Below are 12,333 nucleotides of genomic sequence, written 5' to 3' on the forward strand. Positions count from 1 at the left end.
GAGAAAGTGTACTCAGTTTTCCAGTTTTGCAGCTGCTTTGTTGATGGCCTGCAGATAGGCTTTGGCACTGGATTCGATGATGTCTGTACTGACGCTGCGGCCAGTGAATAATTCACCATTGATGCGAACTTCGACGCGTACCTCTCCCTGGGCATCCTTACCGCTGGAAACACTGCCGACGTGGTACTGGTCCAGTACAGCAGTAATGCCTGAGATGCGTTCCAGTGCCCTGAAGACGGCATCAACAGGGCCATCTCCGGTAGCTGCATCACAGTGGATTTTGCCTGTTTCATCTGACAGTTCAATCGTCGCGGTCGCGATGGTGCCGGTTCCGGCGGAAGTGTGGAAGCGGGCAATTTTCCATTTCTCCGGTGCATCGGTGACCTGGTTCTCGATTAAGGCGACAATGTCGGAATCGTAGATTTCCTTTTTCTTGTCAGCCAGCGTGATAAACTCATTGAAGATCCGCTCAAATGTTTCATCATCCAGGGTATGGCCCAGGGTCTGAATTCGATCGCGGAATGCATGACGGCCACTGTGTTTGCCGAGGACCAGGTTAGTGCCTACATAACCAACATCTGCAGGAGACATGATTTCATAGGTTGTGCGTTCCTGCAACATGCCGTGCTGATGAATGCCTGCTTCGTGTGCAAAAGCGTTTCTCCCCACGATCGCTTTGTTGCGTTGTACCGACATCCCGGTGACTGTCGAGACCAGATGGCTGATCGGATACAGGCGTTTTGTATTGATATTAGTGTGTACGCCGTAATAGTCCGCGCGGGTTTTCAACGCCATTACGACTTCTTCCAGTGCGCAGTTTCCAGCACGTTCCCCCAGGCCATTGATCGTACATTCCACCTGGCGGGCGCCCGCTTCCACAGCGGCGAGGCTGTTTGCGACGGCGAGTCCCAGGTCATTGTGACAATGCGTGCTGATGATGGCCTGCTCTATGTTTGAAACATTTTTTTTCAACGTGGTGATGACATCATGGAAATGGGCGGGAGTCGCATAACCGACGGTGTCGGGAATATTGACGGTGCTGGCTCCGGCTTCGATGGCGCGTTCCACCACTTCACAGAGGAAATCTTTCTCGGTTCGGGCAGCGTCCTCTGGTGAGAATTCGATATCCGGGCAGTAGTCTCGGGCTCGCTTGACCATTTCGACCGCCGTCTCCACGATCTGTTCTTTCGTCATTTTGAGTTTATGCTCCATGTGGATGGAACTGGTTGCGAGGAAGACGTGAATCCGCGACTGCTTTGCCTCTTTTAATGCTACCCAGGCCCGGTCGATATCGTCTTTTCGGCAGCGGGCCAGAGCGCAGATGGTCGTCTGATCGCCAAATTCATTTGCAATTTTGCGAACGGATTCAAAATCGCCGGGAGAGGCAATCGGGAAGCCTGCCTCAATGATATCGACCCCCAGTTTGACAAGTTCCCGGGCGACTTTCATCTTTTCCGAAGTGGTCATACTGCAGCCAGGTGACTGCTCACCGTCTCTCAACGTGGTGTCGAATATCTTTACTGTATCATTGGACATTGGGTTTCTCCGCGAGTCAATTTCCGCTCCCGATCAGGGAGCTAATGAGAGACCAGAATAGTACCAGCAGGCAAAATAAAAAACCCTGAGGCCGATCTGGTCTCAGGGTTTCGCTGTTTTTTGATTAACAATCGTACAAAGAACCTAAGACCTGGCTTAAAGAAGCAGGTTTCGTAGCAGGCTCAGGTTTAGTAGATTGTGAATGTGCATTTTATTTTGTTTTTTCAACTGGTTTAAACTGGACAGTCTTAGACTGCCTTACCGCTCTGACAATTTACCTGCTCAATCGACCATGGTCAACCCGTCGTTGATTGAATTTGTCAAAATCAAAGACCGCCTCAGTAATGAGAGGTTCAGTAAAATTTCACTTCTGGCGGGATTACAGATTATTTCGCAGCGAGTCCTGCTTTCTCCTGTAATGCTTCTTTCCCCATTCTGTGACAGAAATCACCAAAGGATTCTCCTGCCTGACGCTCTTCCTTGAAGCATTCCAGAAGTGGAGAAATTCGACCGGTGATTTCGGCTAAGGGAACCATATCGTCATACACAAAGGCCAACCTGTTGCCGAGCGAGTTTCCACCCAGGTAAAGTGTGTATTTTCCGACGGCCCTTCCTACGAGTCCAATATCGGGAACATAGGGGCGGGCACAACCGTTTGGACAACCGGTGGTGTTGACGGAGATTTTTTCGTTTTCCAGCCCCAGACGTGCCAGTTCCTCCTCGAATTCGGTAATTAAAGCAGGCATGACCCGTTCCGATTCAGTGATGGATAATCCACACATGGGGAGTGCGGGGCAGGACATGGAAAATCGACGAATCAAAGTGAGTTCATCCGCTTTTTTCATCCCGTGATCGGTCAGGATCTGATCAATTTCGGAACGCAGTGAGGGGTCAATGTCACAGAAGATGACACTTTGTTTTGCGGTGATGCGGGCATTGAATCTGTAGGTTTCCAGGATCTTTCGGAGACCGGCTTTGATCCGAAGCTCTCCTTCATCCTTGATGCGGCCATTTTCGATGTTCACCCCGAGAAAGAGCTTGCCATCTCCCTGTTCATGCCAGCCCATATGGTCTTCCATACCCGTGACTTCAATATCACGTGGGGCTGCTATGCTTGAACCATAATGTGCTTCCACTTTCTCACGGAACGTTTCGATGCCCAGGTTATCGACCAGATACTTCATACGCGCCAGTTTACGGTCTTCACGGTTTCCGAGGTCACGTTGTACTTTGACAACCGCTTCTGCAACGGCGAGTACGTGCTCGTTTTCGACGAATCCCAGTGGTTTCCCCAGGGCGGGATAGGTTTTTTTATTACTGGGAGTGACTCCCATACCGCCACCGACGTAAAAGTTATAACCGACGATAGCGTCATTTTCGACAATGCCCAGCAAGCCGATATCCTGTGTGTAGATATCGACACAGTTGTCTTCGGGCAGGGCGATCCCGATTTTAAACTTGCGCGGTAGATAGGTTTTGCCGTAGATAGGCTCCTCGACGGGCTGGTATGCGGCTTCATTGGTTTGATTGCCTTCTTCGTCGGTAATCCACAGGTCGAAGTAGGCGGTGGTTTTGGGGCGCAGGTGTTCTGCCAGCGCGTAAGCCATATCCTGCATGGAGTCGAAGATGGCATTGTTTTTATAAGGGGCAGGGCAGGCCATCACGTTTCGGTTGACATCGCCACAGGCTGCCAGCGTGGTCAGTTTAGTATCGTTGATCCCTTTGATGGCTGCTTTGAGATTGCCTTTGATCACGCCATGTAACTGAAAGCCCTGTCGCGTGGTGAGTCTGACCGTTCCATCTCCATACTTGTCACACAGGTTGAGTTCAGCCAGGAATTGATCTGCAGTCACTTTACCGCCGGGCACACGAGTACGGATCATGCAACTGAATGCTTTTCCTTTGGGTGTACCATCCGGATTTTTGGCTTTTCTGAGGTCACGATCATCCTGCTGATAGGTACCGTGATGTTTCAACAGTTGTGTCGAATCGCCGGAGAATTCATCACTGTCGTTGAGCAACTCTTCCGCGATGGTACCACGCAGCTGATGACTGCCTTCTTTGAGAAACTCCATTTTGGAAAGCTTGGGGCCTTCTTGGGATGTCATAAGATCAATCCTGGTTGATTTTGTCAAAACGACATTCAGATCCGCACTTCACCGGAAGCTTTTCTGAATGACTGGGTAGGTTTTATTGGAATCCAATTGGAAAATATGAGCACTAACAAGTACGATTTAGAAAATCAAAACACTCAATCACGTCGATTAAGGCCGATCTTTCTGGATAGCTGCAAAGACAGGGGTGTGTTCCCATGTTCATTTTTCGCAGGGTGGGTCGCACATACAGGAAGTATAAACGACTTCCATAATCTTGAATAGTGACTTTTCCGTGTCCTTCACAGCAGAGAATTTGCTGACCAGATATTTACCACAAATGAGAAACATCAAGCAGCAAACGATTTTACTGTGTGCCACAGGCCTGGGAATTGGTTGGATTCCGCGTGCTCCGGGAACATTTGGCAGCCTGCTGGGGCCCCCCCTGGTTGCTGGTCTGTTATGGTTTGATCCAGCCTGGCCTGTGTATTTGTTTCTTTCGGTGATCATCTTCCTGCTGGGAGTTTATTTCTGTGATCGGGGGGCTAAAATTCTGGGATTAGATGATCCGGGATGTATCGTCTTCGATGAAATCGGTGCTTTCACAGTCGTATTATTACCTGCTTTCCACCATGAACTCAATTTACGGTTCTGGTGGATCTCTTTGATCGGCTTTCTCTGGTTCCGTCTGTTTGACATCTGGAAGCCGTGGCCGGTTCGATATTTTGACCGAATCCATGGAGGCTGGGGCATCATGTCTGACGACTATGTAGCCGCGATTTATGCCGCGATTTGTCTTTACGTGACATTAATTCTTTTGGGGTGGTTTTAGATTTCCTGCTGATAAGTTATCTTGGGGGCCGATTGAGAGTTTCCCCCTTATTTTACAAGGAAATATCAGCGTGTCAGCAGAGATCATCGATGGTAAAGCGCTTGCCGCCACTTTTCGCGGGCAGATCGCTGAGCAGGTCAGTCAGCTCAAGCAAGAAAAGAACGTTGTCCCTCATCTGACGGCTGTTCTTGTCGGTGATGATCCGGCAAGTGCCGTGTATGTCCGTAATAAACAGCGGGCCTGTGAAAAAGCGGGTATACAGAGCACTCTGAAGCGCTTGTCGGCTGACACAACCGAGGCTGAATTAATTTCAATCGTGGAATCACTGAATGCAGATTCCGGGGTGCACGGCATTCTCGTCCAACTTCCTCTCCCGAAACATATTAACGAGACTGCGATTCTGGACGTGGTCAATCCTCTAAAGGATGTGGATGCGTTTCATCCGGAAAATGTGGGACTGATCGTGCAGGGACGTCCCCGCTATCTGCCCTGTACTCCCTATGGAATCCAACAAATGATCCTCTCCACCAAAATGGAGACCGCTGGAAAACACGCAGTGGTTCTGGGACGCAGTGAGATCGTAGGTAAGCCAATGGCCATGCTGCTGGTTCAGCGTGGACCGGGAGCAGATGCGACCGTAACCATCTGTCACAGCAGGACCCGGCACCTCAACGAAATCGTAAAAACCGCGGACATTATTATCGCCGCTATTGGCAAACCTGAGTTTGTGACCGCCGATATGGTCAAGCCGGGAGCTGTCGTGATTGATGTCGGCATCAATCGGGTCGACGACAGGCTGGTAGGTGATGTCGATTTTGAGGGCGTCAAAGAAGTGGCTTCTGCGATTACCCCGGTTCCCGGTGGTGTAGGCCCGATGACGATTGCCATGCTGTTAAAGAATACTTTGATGGCGGCCCGGATTCAGTCCGGAGGCGAGTAAACTTTCCCGCTGTCCCATTTCTCCAGGTATAAAATTATACCGACTCGATCAATAAAAAAAGCCCTCCCGGAAGGGGGAGAGCTTTTTTCGTTTTTCTTCAGCTGTTGCTGAGGATCTGTTCGACTCAATCAGGGAGTCTTAGGATCTGCTGTTTTAGGGTCAGCTGGAGTCTCTGGTTTGGGCTCTTCAGCTTTAGGGTCAGCTGGTTTTTCTTCAGCTGGTGTAGCAGGATCTGCTGCTGGCTCATCAGCTGGCATTGCTGGATCTTCTACAGGTGTTTCAACTGGTGCAGGTTCAGGAGTTGTCGCAGCTTTATCGCCACAACCTACTGCGAACAATGTCAAACCCAGCAACGTAAAGAGTGTCGAAAGTAATTTCATCTCTGTTCTCCATTTCTCGATTAGATATCTGATCTGTCAGACTGAGAATCTCACAAATCGGGTTTAATTCAGGAATATATTGAAGGAAACCCTGTAATCAGGCTGTTTTTACTGTTCAAACAAGCCCCCCTGTTAAAGATAAGAGTCCGGCTGTCGCAGGTTTATTCCCTGGATTTATGAAATTTCCAAAAAGATTTCAAATTGCTCAGCCAGTGAGGAAGCTGCTTCTTCAGGTGGACAGAACCAACCCGGGAGAACCTGATAATCCAATTTGCATGTTGCAGAGACAAAATGACATATATTGACTTCCCGATCGGTCAAACCTATCGTGAATACCAGAGCGAACAAGTATTGTTCCTGGGAATTCAGTAAGCTGTTCCTGTCCGCATATGTTCCACATTTTATGAAACTGTTGAACCTGGGATTGATTCAGTCTGAGTTTTCGAAACTGCTGGTCTCTTTATTCACCTGCCCCAAAGCTCTCTCATGAATAACAGACTCAGTCGAATGGCAATATCAGTTCGATCCACATTATCTGATAGATAAAGTTGTGATTGACCGGGCCTCAATCTTTAGCGCTGTTTTTCTGTCCCCTGATACGTCTCCTTCCGTTCTTTAGCGAAGGTTCTGTTGTTTGTGACTGCCGGTACGTGAGTCCGGATGTTACAGCAAATGAAATTGATGTGATCGATGAGACTGTTCAGGGATTACAGAGTGGAATTCTCAGCTGGCAATTCTACAACTGAAGTCGAGTTGTTTTAATTTAACCAAAATGAGATTGATCAGGAAAAGACGGCTTACTGTCACCCTGCAATCCCATACATGAGGTCGATCGGAAGGCTCACTGGTTTCCTGATCGAACAGGTGTAAGTGATGAGGCAATACCTAAAGCGAACAGGTGTGATATTTGCATTTCTGGCAATGCTGGCTTTCAGTCAGGCTGACAGTTTTGCTCAACGAGGCGGCCAGGGCGGCGGACGCGGGCCCGGAGGTGGTGGCGGACACAGAGGCGGTGGACATGGGGGCGGAATGTCTCGTGGCAGCGGCAGTCACCAAGGGGGAATGTCGCGGGGGAGTTTCTCACGAGGCAGCAGTTCACGAGGCAGCAGTTCAAGAGGGAACAGTTCAAGAGGTAATTCCCATTTTGGCAATTCTTCACGCTCCGCTGCTCCCTCAAGAAATCATTCTTTCTCCAATCGCAGTTCTTCTGTACCTCGACAGAGTGCCCCTTCGCGATCGCTCAATTCCTCTTCGAACCGAACTTCCAGGTCGACTATGAAACCTGGACAAGGAGTTGATTTCTCCAGAGGAAGTCGGTCTGGTTCAGCGCGGCAATCGGGGGACATTACTTCTCGCCGGAGGAGTGGGGTTAGTAACCCCGGCTTAAGTTCCGGGAGTAGAGCAAGAGGCAGTTCAGGATTTTCTCACTTCAACAGTGGTTCACATAACCGAGGCAGCATTGGTTCAAATCAGCGGGGAAATAATCCGGGATTACGACCAGGCAGCAGCCGATTCAGTAACGGCAGCAGAAACAGTTTTGGCAGTCATCGCTTCCATGGCGGCTCTGGCTTGAGTTCCAGTAGGAATCATCACGGAGCTGGAAGCCATCACTCTGGTAACCCTGGTCTGAGACCGGGGGGGAACCGACATGGGAATCATCATGCTTCTCACGGTACGGGACGACGACACGATGGTGCGAATCGACATGGTGGGAACTACTCGCGATATGGAAACAACAGATACCATTACCGGCCTGGTTACTGGTCCGGATATCGATCACGGTATGCCCTGGGGTATGGGTTTGGGAGAGGCTATGGTTATGGATATGGCTACTATCCTTATTACCATTATCGTCGCTATGGCTATCGTCCGTGGGTCTGGACCACGTTTGGGGGACTGTCGACCTGGATTGGCTATAACAACCTGAATCCAGTGATCTATGATTACTCACTCAATGATGGTTACATTTACAATGATGGTGTGCAGATGGCACCGGTCACCGCATATGAATCTCAGGCTGAAGAAATTGCAGATAGTGTACCTCCGCCAGACGATGCGACCGAATGGATGCCGGTAGGAATTTTTGCCATTGTTCCCCAGGGGACAACTGAAGTGAATGTGACCGTACAACTTGCTGTTGGCAAAAATGGTGCGGTCGCTGGTACCTATTTCAATAAAGACGGGAATATTACATTACCCCTTCAAGGAGCCATCGATCAGTCAAAACAGCGTGTTGCCTGGAAAGTGGGTGAGGAGGACACGATCACCATGGAAACCGGACTGGATAGTCTGACCAAAGATAAATCGAAAGTGATTATCTATTTTACAGGAGGGACATCTGAAGTCTGGGAGATGCTGCGCATTGATGAGGAGACTGCGAAGCTTGCTCAGCAGGAACTTCAGGTAGACGATTTGAAATACGAACTGCTGGGGTCGTTTCAGGAACTGGAACAGACTCTGGACGATGCCTGGAAAGATTATCTGGCTCTTCCGGAAAATTTCTCGACAACGGGCACAATTCCTTCCGTAGAAGAACTGGAAGCGATTGTGAAAAATTATCAGCAGATACAGCTTGATTCCTCGTATCAGGTTATTACCAATCGCCAGGAGTTTCAGAACACGTATCAGTTACTCACTGATTATCTGAAAAGTCTGAAAGAACAGCAGGAAATTACCGTGCAGAAAAAACTGCCGACACCTCCCCAGGGAGCACCGACAGTCATTGCACCTTCTGTACTGGAAGCGCCCAAACCCCTGGAGCCGGCTGGACCCGATCAGTAATTCAGCGTCTGGCTGTTAATCAATAAAAAAACGTCCTGGAAACGGGACGTTTTTTTATTGAGAGTCTCGGGTACTCTGTTGCTGCAAAAGCGGATAGCGAGACCAGAAAGTGTCAATGGGGGTTCTGTTGCAGTTGTTTTGAAACTTGTTCGGCTTCGCGCAGTACCCGCATCAGATTCTGGCCCATGATCAGTTTGATCTGCTGGTCTGAATAACCCCGATCCAGGAGAGCCTGCGTGATGAGAGGATAAGTGGAGACATCTTCAAGTTGAGCGGGCAGGGTGGAAACACCATCAAAGTCAGAGCCGATGCCGACGTGCTCCACGCCGGCGACTTTGACGATATGGTCGATATGATCCACTACATCATGGATTGTCCCCGGTTTCATTTTATGGTTGCTTCGCCAGCGATTGTATTCCCGGTTGTAATCCGTTTCATCTGGATATTTCTGTTTCAGTTCCCGTCTGATATGAAACATTTCCGTCATCTGTCGGGCTGATTCAGGAACCACGAATCCGGAGAAGTAGTTGACCATGATCACGCCGCCATTCTGTTTCATTTTGACGAGGATTTCATCGGGAACATTCCGCGCATGATCAGCGATGGCACGTGCGGAAGAGTGCGAGGCGATGACAGGAGCTGTACTCACCCGCAGAACATCCTCCATCGTCGCTGGAGAGACGTGTGAAATATCTACCAGCATTCCCAGTTGATTCATGGTTCGGACCACTTCCTCTCCAAAGGGAGACAGCCCGTCACTGATGGCGGTGTCGGTGGCAGAATCGGCCCAGTCGAGTGAGTCAGAATGGGTCAAAGTCATATATCGAACGCCCAGGCCGTAGAAAATACGCAGCAGAGATAAAGAATTTTCAATCGAATGTCCTCCTTCAACACCAATCATGGACGCGATTTTTCCCGACTTGTGCATACGTTCGATGTCGTCTGCCGTAGACGCCATCTCAAATGTTTCAGGATATCGCTTGATCATGCGGTGGATCAGGTCGATCTGTTCCAGAGTGTAGTGTGCGGATCTTCGTTCTTTTTGTGTTTCTGAGGGGACATAGGCCGACCAGAATTGTGCGCCCACATTCCCCTGTTTGAGACGTGGAATATCTGTATGAAACTGAGGTTGAGGCAGAGCAATGTCAGCCTGTTTAAAAGATGACGCCGCCTTTTCCCGCATTGTCCAGGGAAGGTCGTTATGCCCGTCAATCACCAGGCATTGCTGATGCAACTGTCGCGCCCGGTCTGTCAAAATGACCGGTTTGCGCGCTGGTGGATCGGCTGCCTGCCCTGATTGAATCAGGTTGATAAAGACCAGTGGCAGCAATAGACCTCGAATAATCTGAATCCACTCTTGAAAGGCGATTTTCATTGAATCAGTTCCCGAATCTGAATGACGAATCTCAGTAGTTGCTCAGAAGCACATCTCAGTATGAGATACAGCAGTCTTGGAATCCACGATTCCCTGAATGACGTTTTCTGCTTCTCTCGTGAAAGTCAGAATTGATATTGATGTCTAAACCGTTTCCGGTTAGCTTGAATCAGTGCAAGATTCGCTTGTGACTGACTGTTAAGCGCTTCCTGCGGGATTACAACCGCTGGGATGGTTTGTCTGAGGATTATAAAGATGAGTGATAGCCTGGAAACAGTGTATTCGACTACGAATGCAATGGAAGCGGAATTTATTAAAATGACACTGGAAGGCGAAGGGATTCGCTGCCTGCTCGAAAATGAACTGCAGGCTGGCCTCACAGGTATTTTCGAAATCAAAGTTGATGTCATGAGTTCGAACGTGGATCGTGCCCGGCAAATCATCGATGAAATTCGTGAGTCATCTGAGTCGCATGAGGATACATCAGAAGAAGAGTGATTCTCATTACCTTGTTTAACGGACTTAAATGCACTCAGACAAGGGAACTTCAGATCGTCAGGGATCATAGTATGCTTGACTCCGCGCTTGCTGGCTTAAGCCTGGTGACGACGAACAGGCGCGGGGCCTCCGTCGATTGAGTATTGGGAAGAATCAGTTGCGTTTTGAACTGTGAATGCTCCAGTTGGCTCAAGAGAGTGGCGACGGCGCTGGTCTCTGCAGCGCCCCCCGGATGACCGGGGTAAGCCAGAATCGTGATGATGCCTCCCGGCCTGATCAGCGTGAGTGCAGCTTCGATTGCAGGTAGAGTTGATAATTCGTCTGTGATTTGCGCGTGATCTCCTCCAGGCAGGTAGCCCAGGTTAAACATGATGGCACCGATATGCCCGCGATGTTCAGAGGGGATTAATTCTGCGAGCAGACAATGGTTACCGCAGATCAGTTCAAAGTTATGGAATTCTGAATCCTGGAGCATCACAGCAGCCTGGTCCAGAGCCTGCTGTTGGATGTCGATCGCAAAGACCTTACCGGACTGGCCCGCCAACTGACAGAGAAAACGTGTGTCGTGCCCATTACCAGCAGTGGCGTCGATCGCCGTTTCGCCAGCCTGGAACACTTTGGCAATCAGAGCATGAGCCTGGTCTGTGAGACGCATCATGAGAAGCTTCATTTTAAAGTTTGTGGACGAGATCGAGTGATTTATCAGGTGTGGCTTTGCCTTCCAGAATATCTGCAAAATGATTTGCCATCCAGGGAGTCTGCAAACTTCCTTTTGAGGCAAAGCCGTTGAAGAATCCAATTTGAGGCTGCTGAGGATGCAGACCCATAATGGGTAAACGCCCCCGGATGACAGGGCGGACAGCAGCACGATGGTCTATAACCTCCACAGGAAGTTTTAGAAATTCGGACAGGCGCGAGCAGATTTCTTCTCTGCCTGCGAGAGTCGGTTCACAGTTAAGGTGTTCTCGATCATAGGTTGAACCGGCCCGGTAGAGATCCTCTTTCCAGTGAGCCAGCCAGATACCCCGGTGGACCACGCGTCGTTCCTGCAGTCCTGGAATTTTCAGAGTGAGTATTTCCCCTTTGGCTCCCTCAAATGGAATGGTTTTGAACCAGGGGTTTTGCTGACTGTGGATTCCTTCACAGAAAATGATTCTGTCAGCAGAAACGTTCCAACACGGCAGAATCACACGGTTGGATTCAAATTCAAGATCGTTAGCTGTGTCGAGGTTTGCTTCCAGAAAACAATCCTGTTTTATGAAATGCGCGCGGGAGAGACGAAGATACGTCGGCACATCCAGTTGTCCGCCGCCGGTCATCTCAAAGCCGCCTTGACTCATCTCAAACGCACTCTTGTCGGCGAGTGGCTGCGGTACCGAAATCAGTTTTGGGAAGTGTGTTTGCGAACGTTGTCGATATTGTTCCTGCTCCTGTTCTGAAGAAAACAGTCGCAGCATCGGTTTCAGTTCAAAGAATCGTGCGTCTGTTTCTTGTTCTATGCGACGATAGAAGTCAGTCGCGAACGGCAGAAATTCGTCAAGTCGCCAGGAAACAACCAGCCGCAATCCAGTGATCGGTGTAATCAGTCCCGCCGCGATCTGGGAAGAAGTCGTCGGCTCACAGCGATCAATCAACAGCACACCATACCCACGCTGTTGTAACGTCCAGCCCAACGCAGTGCCTGCCAGGCCTTGTCCCACAAGGATCAAATCAAATTCTGTTCGCTGGGGCATGTGGCACGTTTAAATGATTCAAGAAATGGGATAGAGCATGACTAAGGTAGTGAGAAAAATCGAGTTTCATTCATCCTCGCCGGGTAAGACAGTAACAATAATGATGGGTAAAGCAACAGCACCAAGAAAACAAACGATAAGCTTAGTGCCCCGGTAGGGGGATTT

10 protein-coding genes are annotated in these 12,333 nt (G+C 49.5%); 4 read left to right on the top strand and 6 right to left on the bottom strand.

The features are described 5' to 3' along the window. Window positions 1-12 precede the first annotated feature (12 nt). Window positions 13-1,536 carry a 2-isopropylmalate synthase gene (locus tag AACZ40_RS04685; protein WP_291167295.1) on the bottom strand — a complete coding sequence of 508 codons (1,524 nt, stop codon included), beginning with the start codon at window positions 1,534-1,536 and terminating at the stop codon, window positions 13-15. Window positions 1,537-1,922: 386 nt separating this feature from the next. Continuing rightward, window positions 1,923-3,644 carry an NADPH-dependent assimilatory sulfite reductase hemoprotein subunit gene (locus tag AACZ40_RS04690; RefSeq protein WP_291167298.1) on the bottom strand — a complete coding sequence of 574 codons (1,722 nt, stop codon included), beginning with the start codon at window positions 3,642-3,644 and terminating at the stop codon, window positions 1,923-1,925. A 325-nt stretch (window positions 3,645-3,969) separates the two neighbouring features. Between AACZ40_RS04690 and AACZ40_RS04695 the strand changes: the two genes are divergently transcribed. Beyond that, complete coding sequence (locus tag AACZ40_RS04695; RefSeq protein WP_291167300.1) at window positions 3,970-4,461, top strand: phosphatidylglycerophosphatase A; 492 nt, start codon at window positions 3,970-3,972, stop codon at window positions 4,459-4,461. A 70-nt stretch (window positions 4,462-4,531) separates the two neighbouring features. After that, window positions 4,532-5,401: a bifunctional methylenetetrahydrofolate dehydrogenase/methenyltetrahydrofolate cyclohydrolase FolD gene (folD, locus tag AACZ40_RS04700; protein WP_291167303.1), complete on the top strand. Its 870-nt coding sequence runs from the start codon at window positions 4,532-4,534 to the stop codon at window positions 5,399-5,401. Window positions 5,402-5,529: 128 nt separating this feature from the next. On the opposite strand, the gene AACZ40_RS04705 is transcribed toward folD, so the two are convergent. Next, entirely contained in the window at window positions 5,530-5,781 is a 252-nt protein-coding gene (locus AACZ40_RS04705; RefSeq protein WP_291167306.1) for a hypothetical protein, read from the bottom strand. A gap of 1,569 nt (window positions 5,782-7,350) precedes the next feature. On the opposite strand from AACZ40_RS04705, the gene AACZ40_RS04710 reads away from it, so the two are divergent. Then, on the top strand, window positions 7,351-8,562 hold the full coding sequence (locus tag AACZ40_RS04710) for a hypothetical protein (protein ID WP_291167308.1): 1,212 nt from the start codon (window positions 7,351-7,353) through the stop codon (window positions 8,560-8,562). A 112-nt stretch (window positions 8,563-8,674) separates the two neighbouring features. On the opposite strand, the gene AACZ40_RS04715 is transcribed toward AACZ40_RS04710, so the two are convergent. Continuing rightward, window positions 8,675-9,937, bottom strand: a complete 1,263-nt coding sequence (locus AACZ40_RS04715) for a dipeptidase (protein ID WP_291167310.1) — start codon at window positions 9,935-9,937, stop codon at window positions 8,675-8,677. 255 nt (window positions 9,938-10,192) lie between these two features. On the opposite strand from AACZ40_RS04715, the gene AACZ40_RS04720 reads away from it, so the two are divergent. Then, on the top strand, window positions 10,193-10,435 hold the full coding sequence (locus AACZ40_RS04720; RefSeq protein ID WP_291167313.1) for a DUF2007 domain-containing protein: 243 nt from the start codon (window positions 10,193-10,195) through the stop codon (window positions 10,433-10,435). 64 nt (window positions 10,436-10,499) lie between these two features. Here AACZ40_RS04720 and AACZ40_RS04725 read toward each other — a convergent pair whose 3' ends face one another. Together AACZ40_RS04725 and AACZ40_RS04730 are read right to left on the bottom strand one after the other, a co-directional pair. Beyond that, window positions 10,500-11,093 (bottom strand): class I SAM-dependent methyltransferase, encoded by a 594-nt coding sequence (locus AACZ40_RS04725; RefSeq protein ID WP_291167316.1) that lies wholly within the window; start codon window positions 11,091-11,093, stop codon window positions 10,500-10,502. Window positions 11,094-11,106: 13 nt separating this feature from the next. Beyond that, window positions 11,107-12,168, bottom strand: coding sequence for an FAD-dependent oxidoreductase (locus AACZ40_RS04730; protein WP_291167319.1), 1,062 nt, complete (start codon window positions 12,166-12,168; stop codon window positions 11,107-11,109). Between the last annotated feature and the right edge of the window lie 165 nt (window positions 12,169-12,333).

The organism is uncultured Gimesia sp. (assembly GCF_963972345.1).
Taxonomy (GTDB): domain Bacteria; phylum Planctomycetota; class Planctomycetia; order Planctomycetales; family Planctomycetaceae; genus Gimesia.